Annotated in this window: 18 protein-coding genes; 11 read left to right on the forward strand and 7 right to left on the reverse strand. The window is 60.5% G+C overall.

Translation table 11 applies throughout. The features are described 5' to 3' along the window. Positions 1-12: 12 nt before the first annotated feature. Genes ACRRNM_RS11350 through ACRRNM_RS11365 form a run of 4 tightly spaced genes read right to left on the reverse strand, consistent with a single transcriptional unit; the run spans position 13 to position 2,210 of the window. Entirely contained in the window at positions 13-201 is a 189-nt protein-coding gene (locus tag ACRRNM_RS11350; protein ID WP_435628324.1) for a Trm112 family protein, read from the reverse strand. Continuing rightward, positions 182-1,174: a tetraacyldisaccharide 4'-kinase gene (lpxK, locus tag ACRRNM_RS11355; protein WP_435628325.1), complete on the reverse strand. Its 993-nt coding sequence runs from the start codon at positions 1,172-1,174 to the stop codon at positions 182-184. Before lpxK ends, ACRRNM_RS11350 begins: the two co-directional genes overlap by 20 nt. Before the next feature lies 1 nt (position 1,175). Further along, positions 1,176-1,595 carry an ExbD/TolR family protein gene (locus ACRRNM_RS11360; RefSeq protein ID WP_435628326.1) on the reverse strand — a complete coding sequence of 140 codons (420 nt, stop codon included), beginning with the start codon at positions 1,593-1,595 and terminating at the stop codon, positions 1,176-1,178. Between the two features lie 6 nt (positions 1,596-1,601). Further along, the gene (locus tag ACRRNM_RS11365; RefSeq protein ID WP_435628327.1) at positions 1,602-2,210 is read right to left on the reverse strand and encodes a MotA/TolQ/ExbB proton channel family protein; all 609 of its coding nucleotides are present in this window, start codon (positions 2,208-2,210) and stop codon (positions 1,602-1,604) included. A gap of 362 nt (positions 2,211-2,572) precedes the next feature. Between ACRRNM_RS11365 and xseA the strand changes: the two genes are divergently transcribed. The 10 genes from xseA to cysM all read left to right on the forward strand — a co-directional run bounded on the left by xseA (position 2,573) and on the right by cysM (position 13,600). After that, complete coding sequence (gene xseA, locus ACRRNM_RS11370; protein ID WP_435628328.1) at positions 2,573-3,919, forward strand: exodeoxyribonuclease VII large subunit; 1,347 nt, start codon at positions 2,573-2,575, stop codon at positions 3,917-3,919. Positions 3,920-4,061: 142 nt separating this feature from the next. Continuing rightward, positions 4,062-6,023 (forward strand): bifunctional 3-phosphoshikimate 1-carboxyvinyltransferase/cytidylate kinase, encoded by a 1,962-nt coding sequence (locus ACRRNM_RS11375; protein ID WP_435628329.1) that lies wholly within the window; start codon positions 4,062-4,064, stop codon positions 6,021-6,023. A gap of 90 nt (positions 6,024-6,113) precedes the next feature. Then, positions 6,114-7,835, forward strand: coding sequence for a 30S ribosomal protein S1 (gene rpsA, locus ACRRNM_RS11380; RefSeq protein ID WP_435628330.1), 1,722 nt, complete (start codon positions 6,114-6,116; stop codon positions 7,833-7,835). A gap of 15 nt (positions 7,836-7,850) precedes the next feature. Beyond that, a complete protein-coding gene (locus tag ACRRNM_RS11385; RefSeq protein ID WP_435628331.1) occupies positions 7,851-8,138 on the forward strand; it encodes an integration host factor subunit beta in 288 nt (95 codons plus the stop codon). A 158-nt stretch (positions 8,139-8,296) separates the two neighbouring features. After that, on the forward strand, positions 8,297-8,593 hold the full coding sequence (locus ACRRNM_RS11390) for a LapA family protein (protein ID WP_435628332.1): 297 nt from the start codon (positions 8,297-8,299) through the stop codon (positions 8,591-8,593). Between the two features lie 12 nt (positions 8,594-8,605). Continuing rightward, positions 8,606-9,781: a lipopolysaccharide assembly protein LapB gene (lapB, locus tag ACRRNM_RS11395; RefSeq protein ID WP_435628333.1), complete on the forward strand. Its 1,176-nt coding sequence runs from the start codon at positions 8,606-8,608 to the stop codon at positions 9,779-9,781. Positions 9,782-9,946: 165 nt separating this feature from the next. Beyond that, entirely contained in the window at positions 9,947-10,648 is a 702-nt protein-coding gene (pyrF, locus tag ACRRNM_RS11400; RefSeq protein ID WP_435628334.1) for an orotidine-5'-phosphate decarboxylase, read from the forward strand. Positions 10,649-10,670: 22 nt separating this feature from the next. Continuing rightward, a complete protein-coding gene (gene rfaE1, locus ACRRNM_RS11405) occupies positions 10,671-11,615 on the forward strand; it encodes a D-glycero-beta-D-manno-heptose-7-phosphate kinase (protein ID WP_435628335.1) in 945 nt (314 codons plus the stop codon). A 96-nt stretch (positions 11,616-11,711) separates the two neighbouring features. Beyond that, a complete protein-coding gene (rfaD, locus tag ACRRNM_RS11410) occupies positions 11,712-12,710 on the forward strand; it encodes an ADP-glyceromanno-heptose 6-epimerase (RefSeq protein WP_435628336.1) in 999 nt (332 codons plus the stop codon). Positions 12,711-12,712: 2 nt separating this feature from the next. Then, positions 12,713-13,600 carry a cysteine synthase CysM gene (gene cysM, locus ACRRNM_RS11415; RefSeq protein WP_435628337.1) on the forward strand — a complete coding sequence of 296 codons (888 nt, stop codon included), beginning with the start codon at positions 12,713-12,715 and terminating at the stop codon, positions 13,598-13,600. 91 nt (positions 13,601-13,691) lie between these two features. Here cysM and ACRRNM_RS11420 read toward each other — a convergent pair whose 3' ends face one another. After that, complete coding sequence (locus ACRRNM_RS11420) at positions 13,692-14,333, reverse strand: outer membrane beta-barrel protein (RefSeq protein WP_435628338.1); 642 nt, start codon at positions 14,331-14,333, stop codon at positions 13,692-13,694. A gap of 153 nt (positions 14,334-14,486) precedes the next feature. On the opposite strand from ACRRNM_RS11420, the gene ACRRNM_RS11425 reads away from it, so the two are divergent. Further along, positions 14,487-14,840, forward strand: a complete 354-nt coding sequence (locus ACRRNM_RS11425; RefSeq protein ID WP_435628339.1) for a helix-turn-helix domain-containing protein — start codon at positions 14,487-14,489, stop codon at positions 14,838-14,840. A gap of 116 nt (positions 14,841-14,956) precedes the next feature. Here ACRRNM_RS11425 and ACRRNM_RS11430 read toward each other — a convergent pair whose 3' ends face one another. Further along, complete coding sequence (locus ACRRNM_RS11430; RefSeq protein WP_435628340.1) at positions 14,957-16,294, reverse strand: N-acetylmuramoyl-L-alanine amidase; 1,338 nt, start codon at positions 16,292-16,294, stop codon at positions 14,957-14,959. Further along, a complete protein-coding gene (gene tsaE, locus ACRRNM_RS11435; RefSeq protein ID WP_435628341.1) occupies positions 16,276-16,803 on the reverse strand; it encodes a tRNA (adenosine(37)-N6)-threonylcarbamoyltransferase complex ATPase subunit type 1 TsaE in 528 nt (175 codons plus the stop codon). Before tsaE ends, ACRRNM_RS11430 begins: the two co-directional genes overlap by 19 nt. Positions 16,804-16,836 lie beyond the last annotated feature (33 nt).

Genomic DNA, 16,836 nt, shown 5'->3' on the forward strand with positions numbered 1-16,836 from the left:
TTTTTTTGGTGTTCATTTTATATTTTCGGCTTCTTCGGCGGTCAGTTTGCGCGCCTCGTCGGCCAGCATCACCGGAATATCGTCTTCGATTTTGAAGGCCAGCCGGTCGGCCTTGCAGATCAGTTCCTGCGCGGCCTTCTGATAGGCCAGCGGGGATTTGCACAGCGGGCAAACGAGGATATCAAGCAGTTTTGTGTCCATGGGGTTCTATCTTTCGCAGTATATGGTCGACCAGGGCCGGGTCGATCTGGGCATCCACGCGCAACACCCAGTATCGGGCGTCGGCGAATGCGGCGCATTTTACCGCATCTTTTTCGGTGAGGAGTATCGCGCCGCAATCGGCAAAGGCGAGGTCGGCTCTGGAATAGGGGTGATGGTCGGGAAAGGCGTGCGGCGTGCAGGGGATCCCCAATGATTGAAGATGGCTGAAAAAGCGTTGCGGATGCCCGATGCCGGCCACGGCGTGATTGTTGAGCAAACGAAAATGCTCGGCGGCAGCCGTCTTGCCGGGCTCGAGCAGGTTGTAAAAAATCTCTCCCGACAGGCGCATCGCATACTGGTCTGCCGAAGGCTCTCCGCCGTTCGCCACTACCGCATCCACATTTTGCAAGCGCGCTGCCGGCTCACGCAGCGGACCGGCGGGGAGCATGAAGCCGTTGCCGAAGCGACGTTCGCCGTCGACGACCGCGACCTCTACGTCGCGTTGCATGCGGTAGTGCTGCAGGCCGTCGTCGCACAGCACGACGTCGCACTGCGGATGTGCGTGCAGCGCGGCCTGTGCGGCGGCGGCACGGTCTTTGCCGATCCACACCGGGCAGAGCTTGCGCCGCGCCATCAGCAGCGGCTCGTCGCCCACTTGTTGCGCATCGCCGTCTGCATCGACCTGCTGGGGCCGTTGCGCGGCGCCGCCGTAGCCGCGGCTGACGATGAGCGGATGCCGGCCGCGCTCGACAAGCTGCTGCGCTAGGGCAAGAGTGAGCGGGGTCTTGCCGGTTCCGCCAACGCTGATGTTGCCGACCACGATGACCGGCACGGGCAATTTATAACTGGGCAGCATGCGGATGCTGTACAGGATGCGGCGCAATGCCACCAGCGCGCGAAACAGCAGGCTGAGCGGGAAAAGAATCAGGTGCAGCGGGGTGATGCGGTACCAGTGGCGTTCCAACCAGTGCACGTTACTTGGACTGGCTCTGCGTGGTGAAGGTAATGCGTCCATACCCCGCCAGGCGCGCAGCTTCCATCACGTTGATCACGGACTGGTGCGGAGTCTTGGCGTCGGCATTGATGACGATGGTGGGGTTGGCCTGGTCACCTGCGGCATTTTTCAGGGAGGCGGCCAGGGCATCCACGCCGGAAAAGGGCAGCCCCTGGTTGTTGATGGCGTAGTGCTCCGAAGCGTCTATTGCGATGTTGATCGGCCTGGCCGCTTCGGCGACCGTTTCGCCGCCGGCCTGCGGCAGGTTGATCTGCAGTTCGGAGAACTTGGCGTAGCTGGTGGTCACCATCAAAAAGATCAGGATCACCAGCAGCACGTCGATCATCGGAATCAGGTTGATCTCCGGCTCTTCACGGTTGCGCCCGCGTCGGAAATGCATGATGGACTAACCCTTGCGCTGGCCGTGCACGATTTCCACCAGCTTCACCGCCTGCTGCTCCATTTCGATGGACAGGCTGTCTATCTGGGCGCGGAAGTGCCGGTAAGCAATCATGCTGGGAATCGCCACGATCAGGCCGAAGGCCGTGTTGTACAGGGCCACCGAGATGCCATGGGCGAGCACCGTTGGGTTGTTGCCCACCGCGGTTTGCGAGCCGAAAATTTCAATCATCCCCACCACGGTGCCAAACAGCCCCAGCAGCGGGCTGATGGAGGCGATCGTGCCCAAGGTAGTCAGGAAGCGCTCCAGGTCGTGAGTGACTGCCCGCCCCGCCTCTTCAATGGATTCCTTCATCACCTCGGGCGCACTTTTTATGTTCTTGAGGCCGGCGGCGAAGATGCGTCCCAGTGGCGAACTTTCGGCCAGCCTGGCCAGCATGCCTTCGCTGACGCCGCGTTGCTTGAGTTCCTTGATGACTTCATCCAGCAGGGCAGGGGGGGCGATGCGGTTCGCACGCAGGAAAACCGAACGCTCGATGATCAGGCCGACTGCTATGATGGATGCGAGGATCAGGAACCAGATCGGCCAGCCGGCCGCTTCTACGATTGCAAACACGCGGACTCCCCAAATGTGCTTAAATAAAATGAGCTACAAATTTCAGGCCGCAACTGTATCTTGTCGCATGGAGTTGAGCAACATTTCTCCGGGGTTGCTTCTGCCATATTTTGCTAACTTGCCTATCGATAAAGAGTATTTTTGTTTACCCACAAAATCTGTGGATAACTTTGTGGATGATTCCTGTGGGTGATGCATTAAGGTGGCGTGCGATAAGGATTTTCCTTACTTTGCCTATTTTTTGTGTGGCGGTAAAATCAATATAAAACAATTGCTTAGTGTAAGTGTGGAGCCCTGTGGTAGGGGAAAACCTTAGGAAGTGGCGAATTTGCTGGTTTTGTGGATTATTCCGGGATGTCAATATGTCCGTAGGCCTATTTTGTGAAGAAAAAAACTGCGTCTTGCGTGTCGCGGAACTCAACTTTGCAATCAAGAAGTTGCTGGAGTCAGAGGTACCGTTGCTGTGGGTGCGCGGCGAAATTTCCAACCTGGTGAAGGCCGCTTCCGGCCATTTTTATTTTTCGCTGAAGGACGACCAGGCGCAGGTGCGCTGCGTGATGTTCCGGCACAAGAACCAGTTGTTGAGTAATCCAGTCGCCAATGGTCAGCAGGTCGAAGTCTTGGCCGTCGCCACGTTGTACGAGCAGCGCGGCGATTTTCAGCTCACTGTCGAGCAGATGCGCCCCGCGGGGCTGGGTGTGCTGTACGAGCAATTCGCGCAACTCAAGCAGAAACTGGAAAACGAGGGGCTGTTCGCTGCCGGGCGCAAGCGTGCGCTGCCCGCTTTTCCCAAGCGCATCGGCATTATCACCTCGCCCCAGGCTGCCGCGTTGCGCGATGTGCTGACCACCCTGAAGCTGCGGCTGCCGAGCGTGCCGGTGATCCTGTATCCCGCGCCGGTGCAGGGTACAGGCAGTGCGGAAAAGATTGTGGCAGCCATCGCGACAGCCAATCGGCGCGCAGAATGCGACGTGCTGATCGTCTGCCGCGGCGGTGGCAGCATCGAAGACCTGTGGGCGTTCAACGAAGAAGTTGTCGCGCGCGCCATCGTCGCCAGCGAAATTCCCGTCGTCAGCGGCGTGGGCCACGAGACCGACTTTACCATCGCCGACTTCGCCGCCGACGAGCGCGCCCCGACCCCCACTGCAGCCGCGCAGCGCGTCGTACCGGATCGCCATGCCCTGCTGAGGAGCTTGCGCGACACGGCGCAACATCTGCAACGCGCGCAGCGCAACCGCCTGCAGAATGCGATGCAGGCAGTGGACTATCTGCAGCGCCGCCTCGTGCATCCCGCACAACAGTTGCAGCGCCAGACGCAACAACTGGGCCAACTGCAGCGGCGATTGCAGAGAGCACTGACTTACCGCAGGCAACAGCAATTCTGGCAATGGCAATCGCTGGCACGGCGCCTGCACGCGGCGGGCAGCGACTTTGCGCGCTTGCGCGACCAGCAGTCCAATCTGGCGCAACGGCTGACCAAGGCGATGCGTACGGTACAGGTGCAACGATTGGGGCGGGCGGATAATCTCGCGCAGCATCTGATCCTGCTCGATCCGCAGCGGGTATTGGCGCGTGGTTACAGCCTGGTGCAGGATGCGAACGGCGGGGTGGTGGCGGATGCGGGGAAGGTAGCGGTGGGGGCGGAGCTGCGCATTACCTTTGCCAAAGGCTGGGTGCGGGCAGAGGTAAAGGAGCGTGGCGAATCATAAGAGGCCGTTCGCACTGAGCTTGTCGAAGGGCGTTTTCCAAACATCAAAACAAAACCGCCGGGCAACCCCCGGCAAGCATGCGCGCCGTTCCCCACTGCGGTATCATCCCGCCCTCGCAAATCCGCCATTCAGCTCAATCGCAATGACATCCGCAAACTTCATCGACCTCCCCCCTCTGCTGACCGCCCACGGCACGATCACGCTGCCCGGCTCCAAGAGCATCTCCAATCGCGTGCTGCTGCTGGCCGCGCTGGCCGAAGGGACGACTGAAGTACGCGATGTGCTGCTGTCCGACGATACCGGGCGCATGCTGGATGGCCTGCGCGCTCTGGGGGTCGGCGTGGAGCAACTCGATAAACATATTTTCAGGGTGCAGGGTTGCGGCGGCAACTTTCCGGTCAAGCAGGCAGAACTGTTTCTCGGCAACGCCGGCACTGCATTCCGTCCGCTGACCGCGGCGCTGGCCTTGTCCGGCGGGCATTACAAGCTGTCCGGCGTGGCGCGCATGCATGAGCGGCCGATCGGCGATCTGGTGGATGCGTTGCGCCAACTGGGAGCGGACATTCGTTATCTCGGCAACGAAGGTTTCCCGCCGCTGGAAATTTTTCCGGGCAAGCCGGAGGGGGTCACCGCTCAGGTGCGCGGCGACGTATCCAGCCAGTTCCTTACCGGCCTGCTGATGGCGTTGCCATTACTGGGCCGCGAGGCCACGGTCGAAGTAGTTGGGGAGCTGATCTCCAAACCGTACATCGAGATCACGCTGGCGATGATGAGGCGCTTCGGAGTGAATGTACTTTACGATGACTCGAATCGTTATTGGGTAAATCCGAGCAGCCATCATTATGTATCGCCTGGTGTGATTCACGTGGAAGGAGATGCTTCTTCAGCCTCGTATTTCCTCGCGGCGGGCGCGATCGGCGGCGGGCCGCTGCGCATCGAGGGGGTGGGCAGCGACAGCATCCAGGGCGACGTGCGCTTCGCCGATGCGCTGGCGCTGATGGGCGCGCATATCACGATGGGGCCGAACTGGATGGAGGCGCGTGCACCGCTGCACGGCAGGCTCAAGGCCATCGACCTCGACTGCAACCATATTCCCGACGCGGCGATGACGCTCGCGGTCGCGGCGCTGTTCGCCGAGGGTACGACCACGCTGCGCAACATCGCGAGCTGGCGCGTCAAGGAGACCGACCGCATCGCGGCGATGGCAACCGAACTGCGCAAGGTTGGCGCGGCGGTGGAAGAGGGTGCGGACTTTATTCGCATCACCCCGCCCGCCTCTCGATCCTCGATCCTCAATCCTGCCTCAGGCGTAAACACCTACGACGATCACCGCATGGCGATGTGCTTCTCGCTCGCGGCATTCGGTGCTGCGGGGGTGCGCATCAACGATCCGGATTGTGTGGCCAAGACCTTTCCGGATTATTTCGCACGCTTCCGCGAGGTGGTGCAGGCCGTGCCGGTGATCGCGATCGACGGGCCTTCCGCCTCGGGCAAGGGTACGGTGGCGCAGCGCGTCGCCAGGGTGTTGGGCTTCCATTTTCTCGACAGCGGCGCGATGTACCGCCTGCTGGGGCTGGCTGCGGCGAAACGTGGCATCGCGCTGGATGCTGAATCGCAGCTGGCCCATTTGGCGGCGCAGATCGAAATCCGTTTTGAAGGGGAAAGCATCTGGCTGGACGGCGCGAAGGTGGGGGACGAGTTGCGCAGCGAGGAGGCGGGCGCCGCCGCCTCCAAAGTGGCGGCGCTGCCCCTGGTGCGCGCCGCGCTGCTGGAAAGGCAGCGCGCCTTCCGCCGCGCGCCGGGGCTGGTGGCCGACGGGCGCGACATGGGCTCGGTGGTGTTCCCGGACGCGGCCTTGAAGGTATTCCTGACCGCCAGCGCCGAGGCGCGCGCCGAGCGCCGCTATAAGCAGTTGAAGGAAAAAGGAATGAGTGCTAATATCGCCGCCCTTTTGCAAGATATCCGGGCGCGCGACGAGCGGGATTCCCAACGTAGCGCCTCCCCTTTGCAACAGGCACCTGATGCGAGTCTGCTGGACACTACCGCTCTGAACATCGAGCAGGCAGTTGCCGAAGTGCTCGCGCGTTACCAGGTGAAGAAATAGGCCCCGCCTGACCCTCCGTCTTGCGGGATCGCTAACCAACCCTCTGCAATGAACCTCTGTTCCGGGCAGAATTTTTCTTAGGTGTATCCGATGAACGCAACCGCAACTGCAGCCGCCGTACAAAACCCCGATAGTTTTGCCGCAATGTTTGAAGAAAGCCTGACGCGCAAGGAAATGCGCGCCGGCGAATTGATTACCGCACAAGTCGTGCGCATCGACCACAACGTGGTGGTCGTGAATGCCGGACTGAAGTCCGAAAGTTTGATCCCGGTCGAGGAATTCCTCGACGCGAAAGGCGAAATCGAAGTCAAGGCGGGCGATTTTGTCACCGTCGCAATCGAAGCGCTGGAAAACGGCTATGGAGAAACCAAGCTGTCGCGCGAAAAGGCCAAGCGCCTCGCTGCATGGCACGATCTGGAAGTGGCCATGGAAGAAGGCAAGATCGTGGAAGGCTTCGTCAGCGGTAAGGTCAAGGGCGGCCTGACCGCGATGGTCAACGGCATCCGCGCGTTCCTGCCGGGTTCGCTGGTGGACATCCGCCCGGTCAAGGACACCACGCCTTACGAAAACAAGACCATGGAGCTGAAGGTCATCAAGCTGGACCGCAAGCGCAACAACGTGGTGGTTTCGCGCCGCGCAGTGCTGGAAGCCAGCATGGGTGCCGACCGTGAAGCCATCATGGAAAACCTCAAGGAAGGCGCGATCGTCAAGGGCGTGGTCAAGAACATCACCGACTACGGCGCGTTCGTCGACCTGGGCGGCATCGACGGCCTGTTGCATATCACCGATCTGGCATGGCGCCGCGTGAAGCATCCATCCGAAGTACTGAATGTCGGCGACGAAGTCGAAGCCAAGGTGCTCAAGTTCGACCAGGAGAAGAACCGCGTCTCGCTGGGCATCAAGCAGATGGGCGACGATCCGTGGAACGGCCTTGCACGGCGCTACCCGCAAGGCACCCGCCTGTTCGGCAAGGTGACCAACCTGACCGACTACGGCGCGTTTGTCGAAATCGAGCAGGGCATCGAAGGCCTGGTGCACGTTTCCGAAATGGACTGGACCAACAAGAACGTTCATCCTTCCAAGGTCGTGCAGCTGGGCGACGAAGTGGAAGTGATGATCCTCGAGATCGACGAGCAGCGCCGCCGCATCTCCCTGGGCATGAAGCAGTGCCAATCCAACCCGTGGGACGATTTTGCGATCAACCACAAGAAGGGCGACAAGGTAAAGGGTGCGATCAAGTCCATCACCGACTTCGGCGTATTTATCGGCCTGGATGGCGGTATCGACGGCCTGGTGCATCTGTCCGACCTGTCGTGGAGCCAGCCCGGCGAAGAAGCCGTGCGCGGCTACAAGAAGGGCGACGAAGTCGAAGCCGTGGTATTGGCGATCGATGTGGAGCGCGAGCGCATCTCGCTGGGCATCAAGCAGCTGGAAGGCGATCCGTTCGGTGGCTTTGCCGCCAGCCATGAAAAGGGCGCAGTGGTCACCGGCAAGGTGAAATCGCTGGATGCCAAGGGTGCCGTGATTGCGCTGGAGGGCGACGTGGAAGCCTATCTGAAGGCCTCCGAAGTCTCCGCCGACCGCGTCGAAGACATCCGTACCCACCTGAAGGAAGGCGATAGCGTGACTGCCGTGATCATCAACGTGGACCGCAAGAATCGCGGCATCAACCTGTCGATCAAGGCGCTCAACAAGGCTGAGGAATCCGCCGCGATGCAGAAGCTTTCCGCTGAAAGCAGCGCGAGCGCCGGCACCACCAATCTGGGCGCATTGCTGAAGGCCAAGATGGGCGGCAGCAAGACAGACGCCTGAGTTTGAGGTATTGCCATGACCCGTTCCGATTTGATTGCCAGGCTCGCCGAGTTGCATCCGCAACTGCTGACCAAGGATGCCGAGTTTGCCGTTAAAGTGATTCTGGATACCCTGTCCTCCACGCTCGCGCGTGGCGGGCGAATCGAGATTCGCGGTTTCGGCAGCTTCGGCCTGAATTACCGGCCGCCGCGCCAGGGGCGCAATCCCAAGACCGGCGACAAGGTGAAAGTGCCGGCCAAGTATGTGCCGCATTTCAAGGCGGGCAAGGAATTGAGGGAGCGGGTCTGCCAGCAGAAGCCCTGATTCTGTATAGTACGGTTGAAGTGGCGGCATATCGCAAGGTATAGCCGCCTTTTTTTATGCTATCGTTGCGGGATACCTGAAACACCGCTGCGCTTGGTGATGCTGCGCTCGCTGCGTGTTGCAGGAATCTTGTTGTGATGGTTTTCGGGGTGGATGCCATGCGTTATCTCAATTGGATTTTGCGTGCGGTGTTGTTCGTCGTGCTGCTCGGATTTGCGGTCAAAAACGACCAGCCGGTCACGCTGCGCTATTTTTTTGGCTATGAGTGGCAGTCTTCGCTGGTGATCGTGCTGCTGATATTTTTTGCCGCGGGCGCGGCGGTCGGCGTGCTCGCGATGCTTACCAACGTGCTGCAGCAGCGCCGCGAGATCGCGCGCCTGAAGCGCGATCTCCGCGTCAAGAACAAGCTTGCCGGCGTCGGCGAAACGCAGCAGATCCCAATACAACCCTCCTGATAGTTTTTCGGTATGGAATTTGAACCCTGGATGCTGCTTATCTTCCCGCTGTTTTTTGGCATGGGATGGCTGGCCGCGCGTATCGACATCAAGGAATTGCTCTCGGAATCGAGCGCGCTGCCGCAATCGTATTTCCAGGGGCTGAACTTCCTGCTCAACGAGCAGCAGGACAAGGCCATCGAGGCCTTCATCGAGGTGGTCAAGGTCGATCCGCAAACCATCGAACTGCACTTCGCGCTGGGCAGCCTGTTCCGCCGGCGCGGCGAAGTGGATCGCGCCTTGCGCATGCACCACAACCTCGTGGACCGCGCCGATCTGGACGACGACAAGCGCCAGCAGGCGATTTTCGAGCTCGCGCAGGATTATCTGAAGGCGGGCATTTTCGACCGCGCCGAGAGCCTGTTCCGCGAACTGGGGAATACCCGCTACGCCAAGCCCGCGCTGGAATTCCTGCTGGAACTGTTCCAGAAGGAGCACGACTGGCTCAAGGCGATCGAGGTGGCACAGCGGCTGACGGAAGTATCCGGACAGTCCTATGGCAAGCTGGCGGCCTTCTTCTACTGCGAACTGGCGAGCGAGGAGATCGCGGATGACAATCCCGCCGCGGCGCGCGGCCATCTGCAGCAGGCGCTGGCTACTTATCCGAACGCGGTGCGCGCCACCATGATGCTGGGCGACATGGCGTCCGGCGAGGGCAGGCTCGAGGAGGCGATCGCCATCTGGAAGAACATCGAGGCGCAGGACGCGCAATACCTGCCGCTGGTCGCGGAGCGCCTGCTGAATGCCTGTCGCAGCCTGGATCGCGAGGCGGAGGGTATTGCGCTGCTGCGCGACTACTTAAGCAAATACCACTCGCTGGACCTGATGAACGTAGTGTTCGATGGCGTGCTGAAAAACGAGGGCTCGGGTTCCGCCTACCAGCTGGTGCGCGACGAGTTGCAGCGCAACCCGACCCTGCTCGGGCTGGACAAGCTGCTCGAGGCGCGGCTGCTGGAAGTGCCGATGGAGCGGCGCGCCGATGTCGAGTTGGTGAAGGATCTGGTGCACAAACGCACGCGCAACTTGGCCATGTATCACTGCGCCCATTGCGGTTTCAAGGCGCGCCAGTTCTACTGGCACTGCCCGGCCTGCCAGGCATGGGACAGCTACTCGCCGCGCCGCAGCGAAGAAACCGGTACCCCTCTATGAACCTGAAAAATACGCCTCACCACGAAGAACACAGAGAACACGAAGATTTCTTGTGGGGCTGTGCGATGTTTGGCGATCCCGGCAAGGTGAATCGACCTTTGGAAATGATGCATTGTTTTTCTTCGCGATCTTCGTGCTCTTCGTGGTTCAAATGAGGAATTTGGAATGAACGACCCGAAGATCATCATTGCGCTGGATTATCCCGCCGCCGCCCCGGCGCTTGCGCTGGCCGAGCGGCTGCAGCCTGCGCTGTGCCGCCTGAAAATCGGCAAGGAACTGTTCACCGCAGCCGGTCCGGCCTTGCTGGATCAACTCATGAAGCGCGGTTTCGAGATTTTTCTCGACCTGAAATTCCACGACATCCCCAACACTACCGCGCAGGCCTGCAAGGCCGCGGCTGCTCTCGGAGTATGGATGGTCAACGTGCATGCGCTGGGCGGACGCAAGATGCTGGAGGCGGCGCGCGAGGCGGTGGACAGCAGCGCACATCGACCGAAGCTGATCGCCGTGACCATGCTCACCAGCATGGCGCAGGAAGACCTCACCGGCATTGGCATCAGCGCCACGCCCGCCGAGATGGTGCTGCGCCTCGCTGTGCTGGCGCGCGACAGCGGGCTGGACGGCGTGGTGTGTTCCGCGCAGGAGGCCGCGCTGCTGCGCAAACAGTGCGGCAAGGATTTCTGCCTGGTGACGCCGGGCATCCGTCCGGCGCAGGCGAGCCTCGACGACCAGTCGCGCGTGATGACGCCGTTGGCCGCGCTGCAGGCCGGTTCCAGCTATCTGGTGATCGGCCGCCCGATCACCAAGGCGGCAGACCCCTTGCAGGCGCTGCTCGACATCAACAAGGAAATCGGAGAAGCGATATGAATCAGAAAAGCGCAGGGCGGCTATGACAGCGTTGCCCAAATTCGACGGCGCAAAAATCCTCGTAGTCGGCGACGTGATGCTGGACCGCTACTGGTTCGGCGACGTCAACCGCATCTCGCCGGAGGCGCCGGTGCCGGTACTCAAGGTCGAGCGCGTCGAGGAGCGTCCCGGCGGGGCGGCCAACGTGGCACGCAACATCGCCGCGCTCGGCGCGCAAATCACCCTGCTGTCGGTGGTCGGCGACGACGAGGCGGGTGCGTGCCTGGAGAAGCTGCTCAACCAGTACGGCAACCTCAGCGCGCTGCTGCACCGCGACAACACCATCTCAACCATCATCAAGCTGCGCGCCGTCGCGCGCCACCAGCAGCTGCTACGCATCGATTTCGAAACGCCGCCCAGCCACGAGGTGCTGAATGCGAAGCTGGCGGATTTCCGCATCAAGCTGCCGGGGGTGGACGTGGTGATCCTGTCCGACTACGGCAAGGGCGGGCTGGCGCATATCAGCGAGATGATCCGGTTGGCGCGCGCCGCGGGCAAGCCGGTGCTGGTCGATCCCAAGGGTGATGATTACGCGCGCTACCGCGGCGCGACGCTGCTCACGCCGAACCGCAGCGAATTTCGCGAAGTGGCGGGGAGCTGGAAGACCGAGGCAGAGCTCAACGCGAAGGCGGAAAAGCTGCGCACCGAATTGCAGCTCGACGCGCTGCTGGTCACGCGCAGCGAGGACGGCATGAGCCTGTACCGCGCCAACGAGGCGCTGCACGAGCCGACGCAGACGCGCGAAGTGTTCGATGTCAGCGGCGCGGGTGACACCGTGATCGCCACGCTGGCGGTGATGCTGGCGAGTGGCGCGGATCTGCCCGATGCGGTGCGCATCGCCAACCGCGCGGCGGGCATCGTGGTCGGCAAGCTGGGCACGGCGGTGGTGTCGCGCGAAGAGATCATTAAAGACATGGGTGAAATGTGAAAAGTGAAAGGTGAAATGCAGAAACCGCTTTTCGTTTCACCTTTCACTTGAACTGCGTAGCGGCGAGTCACTTTTCACGGTTCTTAAGGAGTAAATATGTACTACATCGTCACCGGCGCTGCCGGGTTTATCGGTTCCAACCTCGTCAAGGCGCTCAACGAGCGCGGCGAGAACAACATCATCGCGGTGGACAACCTCAGGAACGCCGACAAGTTCAGGAATCTGGCCGATTGCGAGATTGCCGACTACCTCGACAAGGAAGACTTCCTGAAGAAGCTGCAGGACGGCTTTTTCGACGGCTTGGTCAGGACGGTGCTGCATCAGGGCGCGTGCTCCAACACCATGGAGACCGACGGCCGCTACATGATGGACAACAACTACCAGTACACGCTGGAGCTGCTGAACTACTGCCAGAACGAAGAGGTGCCGTTCCTGTATGCCTCGTCCGCGTCGGTGTATGGCGGCGGCAAGGTGTTCAAGGAGAGCCGCGAATGCGAGGCGCCGCTGAACGTGTACGCCTATTCAAAGTTCCTCTTCGACCAGATCGTGCGGCGCCGCTGGCACAAGCGCAACGCGCAGATCGTCGGCCTGCGCTACTTCAACGTGTACGGCCCGCGCGAGCAGCACAAGGGGCGCATGGCCTCGGTCGCGTTCCACTTCTTCAATCAGTACCGCGCCGAGGGCAAGGTGAAGCTGTTCGAGGGCTGCGACGGCTACGCCAACGGCGGGCAGTTGCGCGACTTCATCTCGGTGGAAGACGTGGTCAAGGTGAACATGTACTTCCTCGACAATCCGCACAAATCAGGCATCTTCAATCTCGGCACCGGACAGGCGCAGAGCTTCAACGACGTGGCGGCAGCGACCATCAACGCGCTGCGCAACGCCGAAGGGAAGAATGCATTAAGCCTCGCCGAACTGCAGCAGCAAGGCCTGATCGAGTACACGCCGTTCCCCGAGGCCCTGCGCGGCAAATACCAGAGCTACACCCAGGCCGACATGACGGCGCTGCGCAACACCGGGTATGACCAGCCGTTCCTGACGGTCGAGCAGGGCGTGGCGAGGTATGTGGGGCAGATGCTCAAGTCGGTTTCCTGAATATGTATTCGTCCATAGAGAACTTCGTCGGCAACACGCCGCTGGTTCGGCTCAAGCGCATTCCCGGCGCTACCTCGAACGTCATCCTCGCCAAGCTCGAAGGCAACAATCCCGCCGGCTCGGTGAAGGATCGCCCCGCGCTGTCGATGATCATGCGCGCCGAAGCGCGCGGCGACATCAAGCCGGGCGACACGCTGATCGAGGCGACCAGCGGCAACACCGGCATCGCGCTGGCGATGGCGGCGGCGGTGCGCGGCTACAAGATGATCCTGGTGATGCCGGACAATCAGAGCGCGGAACGCCGCCAGACCATGCATGCCTTCGGCGCGGAGCTGGTGCTGACGCCGAAAGAGGGCAGCATGGAACTGGCGCGCGACACGGCAGAAAGGCTGCGCACCGAAGGGCGCGGCATCATCCTCGATCAGTTCGCCAATCCCGACAACCCGCTGGCGCATTACGAAGGCACCGCGCCGGAAATCTGGCGCGACACGCAAGGGCAACTCACGCACTTCGTCAGCAGCATGGGCACCACCGGCACCATCATGGGCTGCTCGCGCTACTTCAAGGAAAAAAATCCCAACATCCGGATCATCGGCGTGCAGCCCGAAGAAGGAGCGCAGATTCCCGGCATCCGCAAATGGCCGCCGGCCTACCTGCCGAAAATCTACGACGGCAGGAACGTGGACAGCCTGGAATACGTGAACCAGCAGGACGCAGAGGAAATGACGCGCCGCCTGGCGCGCGAGGAAGGCATCTTCTGCGGCATCTCCTCCGGCGGCGCACTCGCCGTGGCGCTGCGCATCTCGGAGCGGGTCGAGAACGCGACCATCGCGTTCATCGTGTGCGACCGGGGGGATCGCTACCTTTCTACGGGAGTGTTTCCGGCGTGATTCAGCCTTTAACTCATTTTATTTCGCCAAATCAAAAAACCCGCCAATTGGCGGGTTTTTGTTACTGCAACCAACAATGTTCAAAATAACATCAGAACTTATATGCTACCCCCAGCGACAAAACACTGATGTTGCCAGTGCCAGTCACTCCAGTGTTGTACCTATCCCAATCACCACGTACTGCAAAATTCTTGGATATGTCGTATTTGATGCCAAGGCCGTAGGTTAAGTCGGTTTTTGATTTGCTTGCGCCCAAAGTGGCTGTGCCGATGCCAGCCAAGGTCACTGCGGCGTTAGCATTGGAACGAACAGATGCAACACCCAATTTACCGATTGCTGAGAAAGAATTACCAAAGGGTAGTATACCGACAGCGCTAATATTCCATGCCTCTGCTTTATCAGTTTCAGTCGCTGTACCTGCCACGCCACCAACTGTACCAGTTGCCGAATATGAAATTTTCCCTAAGTCGATGTAGCCGCCCTCTACGGCAAAATTTTGGTTGATTTGATAGCCTGCTTGTAACTTGAATGCCGTAGGGTTGTTGCTTGCAGTTGAAACTACGCCGACTGCACCCGCATTTGTTAGTGCCGCATCAGTGGCAGCTTGTGGATAGCTAACTCGTGTCTGCCCAACTGATCCCAGCACATAAAACCCTTCATCTGTCGCCAGTGCAACACCCGAAACCGTTGCCATCGTTGCTGCAACACACAAACCTGCAAGTACCTTTTTCATGGTTATTTCCTTTTTTCGTAGTTGTATGAGCCACATAAAATACGCAAATCGTAAGTTTGCGGCGCGATATTACGGTTAACGTAAATTAAGAGTCAATATATCTTTCGGTCTATATATTTCGGCCTAGTCATATAGGCCATAGACTCCAAGCCTATGAATTTAGGCGAAACAATCAAAAATCTCAGGATTGCGCGACACTGGACGCAGGACGAACTTGCGTATCGAGCCAAGATAACTGCTGCAAATATTTCGCGTATCGAAACAGGAAAACATGGGCCAAGCACGCAGCTTCTTGAATCGCTAGCTTCCGTTTTTGGTATGAAAATGTATCAGTTGGTCGCGCTTGCGGAAGGTGAAAAACTTCCTGTCGCTTCGCCGGAATACGACTTCACCGAGCAGGCGTTGCTTCAGAATTTCCGCTCAATGACGCCGAAAGAACAAGAATTGTTCATGGCCATGGGCGAGCGTTTGGCCGAGCTGGGAGGAACGCCCCAGAAGCTGCCCTAAAAATTCGCGAGGAGGGATGGATGCAAGGCGCACGGAACGCAGCAACCGGAATGTACTAAAGGTACATGAGGATTGCGAGTACCGCGCAACGCCGCAGACGCCCTCCGCAGCAATTTTTAAAACTCCGCCTGCGCGAACTTCGGTTTCGATAGTGCGGGGTTTTGTGCGAAGTAGCGCTTCACGCCGCCGAGGATCGCGCTTGCGAGTTTCCCTTGGTAGCCCTCGTCGTTCAGGCGGCTCTCTTCGCTGGGGTTGCTGATGAAGGCAGTCTCGACCAAGATCGAGGGGATGTCCGGCGATTTCAGCACGGCGAAGCCGGCCTGCTCGACTTCGCCGCGGTGCAGGTCGTTGATTCCGCCCAGTTCGCCCAGCACATGCTTGGCCAGTTTCATGCTGTCGTTGATGGTGGCGGTCTGCGACAGGTCGAGCAGGGTGCGCGCGAGGTAGGGGTCTTTCACCGCGATGTTCACGCCGCCGATCAGGTCGGCCTCGTTTTCCTTCTTCGCCAGCCAGCGCGCCGCGGCGCTGGTTGCGCCGTGTTCGGAGAGCGCGAACACCGACGAGCCGCGCGCGGTCTTCTTGATGAAGGCGTCGGCGTGGATGGAGATGAACAGGTCGGCGTTCACCCGGCGCGCCTTCGCGATGCGCGCACCGAGCGGGATGAAGTAGTCGCCGTCGCGGATCAGCACGCCGCGCATGTTCGGCGTTTCTTCGACCAGCTTCTTCACCTTGCGCGCAATCGCCAGCGTGACATTCTTTTCGCGCGAGCCTTTCCGGCCGATCGCGCCCGGATCTTCGCCACCGTGTCCGGCATCGATGGCGACGATCAGGGTGCGCGCGCGCAACTCGGGGATATTTTTTGGCGGTGCGGCTTGCGCATCGGCTTTGCCGATGGCCGGCTTTGCAGCCGGCTCGGGCTTCTCCTCGGCGAACGATGCGATCGAGTCGGGTGGCTCTTTCGCGGATTCTGCGGCTGCGGGCGCGCTGGCGGCTTCCGGGGCGAGAGGCTGGGGCTGTTCGAGCAGGGCCATCAGCGGGTCGGCTGGCTGGGCGGGGTACACGTCCAGCACCAGGCGGTAGCCGTATTCGCCGACCGGCTTGAGGACGAAGAGCTGCGGCTTGGCCTCGCCCTTCAGGTCGAGGACGAGGCGCACCACGCCGGGCTTGAAACGCCCGACGCGCACGCTCTTTATGTAGGGGTCGTCTGCGCCGATCAGCCTGGTCAATTCGTTGAGCGCGCCGTCGGGTTCGACGTCTTCCAGATCGATGACCAGCCGCTCCGGGTTGCTCATGGTGAACATGTTGTGGCGGATGGCCTGTTTCGATTCGAGCGTCAGGCGCGTGTAGTCCTGCGCCGGCCAGACGCGCGCCGAGCCAACGGCGATGGCGGCGTGCGCCTGCGGCAGCCAGCAGAAGAACAGGATTGTTGCGAGTCTTACAACTGCCTTAAGCATTGCCTGCCCATTTCCGTATTGGCCTGGATTTCCGCGTTGCGGCCATGCGCCAGGATTTCAAACCCGATTTCCACATCGGCCTGCGGGATCAGCCCTTGCGCCTTTTCCGGCCATTCGATGAAGAAGATGTTGTTTCCGTCGAACTCGTCGCGGAAGCCGGCCGCTTCCCATTCCTCCTCGTCGTGCAGGCGGTACAGGTCGAAGTGGCGCAAGTCTAATCCGCCAGCCCGGTAGGGTTCAAGCAGCGTGTAGGTGGGGCTCTTCACCCGGCCGGTATAGCCCAGCGCATTCAGCACGCCGCGCACCAGCGTGGTCTTGCCCGCGCCGAGGTCGCCGTGCAGGTAGATCACCATGCCGGGCTTGAGCCGCGCGGCGAGGCGTTGCGCCAGCGCGAGGGTCGCGTTTTCATCGGGGAGGAAGAATGAAAGATTCGCGCAGCGGTCGTTCGTCCCCTCTCCCGCTTGCGGGAGAGGGTTAGGGAGAGGGGCGGGCATGGCGGATTCCATCATCAGGAATGGCATCCCTGGCGTACCCGCATGCTG

This window comes from Ferrigenium straubiae (assembly GCF_051257895.1).
GTDB classification, from domain to species: domain Bacteria; phylum Pseudomonadota; class Gammaproteobacteria; order Burkholderiales; family Gallionellaceae; genus Gallionella; species Gallionella straubiae.

Bases quoted from the DNA above. Each gene is read 5' to 3' on its own strand.
- ACRRNM_RS11350 (WP_435628324.1), bottom strand. From the start codon at position 201: ATGGACACAAAACTGCTTGATATCCTCGTTTGCCCGCTGTGCAAATCC.
- ACRRNM_RS11360 (WP_435628326.1), bottom strand. From the start codon at position 1,595: ATGCATTTCCGACGCGGGCGCAACCGTGAAGAGCCGGAGATCAACCTG.
- xseA (WP_435628328.1), top strand. From the start codon at position 2,573: ATGTCCGTAGGCCTATTTTGTGAAGAAAAAAACTGCGTCTTGCGTGTC.
- ACRRNM_RS11375 (WP_435628329.1), top strand. From the start codon at position 4,062: ATGACATCCGCAAACTTCATCGACCTCCCCCCTCTGCTGACCGCCCAC.
- rpsA (WP_435628330.1), top strand. From the start codon at position 6,114: ATGAACGCAACCGCAACTGCAGCCGCCGTACAAAACCCCGATAGTTTT.
- ACRRNM_RS11385 (WP_435628331.1), top strand. From the start codon at position 7,851: ATGACCCGTTCCGATTTGATTGCCAGGCTCGCCGAGTTGCATCCGCAA.
- ACRRNM_RS11390 (WP_435628332.1), top strand. From the start codon at position 8,297: ATGCGTTATCTCAATTGGATTTTGCGTGCGGTGTTGTTCGTCGTGCTG.
- lapB (WP_435628333.1), top strand. From the start codon at position 8,606: ATGGAATTTGAACCCTGGATGCTGCTTATCTTCCCGCTGTTTTTTGGC.
- pyrF (WP_435628334.1), top strand. From the start codon at position 9,947: ATGAACGACCCGAAGATCATCATTGCGCTGGATTATCCCGCCGCCGCC.
- rfaE1 (WP_435628335.1), top strand. From the start codon at position 10,671: ATGACAGCGTTGCCCAAATTCGACGGCGCAAAAATCCTCGTAGTCGGC.
- rfaD (WP_435628336.1), top strand. From the start codon at position 11,712: ATGTACTACATCGTCACCGGCGCTGCCGGGTTTATCGGTTCCAACCTC.
- cysM (WP_435628337.1), top strand. From the start codon at position 12,713: ATGTATTCGTCCATAGAGAACTTCGTCGGCAACACGCCGCTGGTTCGG.
- ACRRNM_RS11420 (WP_435628338.1), bottom strand. From the start codon at position 14,333: ATGAAAAAGGTACTTGCAGGTTTGTGTGTTGCAGCAACGATGGCAACG.
- ACRRNM_RS11425 (WP_435628339.1), top strand. From the start codon at position 14,487: ATGAATTTAGGCGAAACAATCAAAAATCTCAGGATTGCGCGACACTGG.
- ACRRNM_RS11430 (WP_435628340.1), bottom strand. From the start codon at position 16,294: ATGCTTAAGGCAGTTGTAAGACTCGCAACAATCCTGTTCTTCTGCTGG.
- tsaE (WP_435628341.1), bottom strand. From the start codon at position 16,803: ATGATGGAATCCGCCATGCCCGCCCCTCTCCCTAACCCTCTCCCGCAA.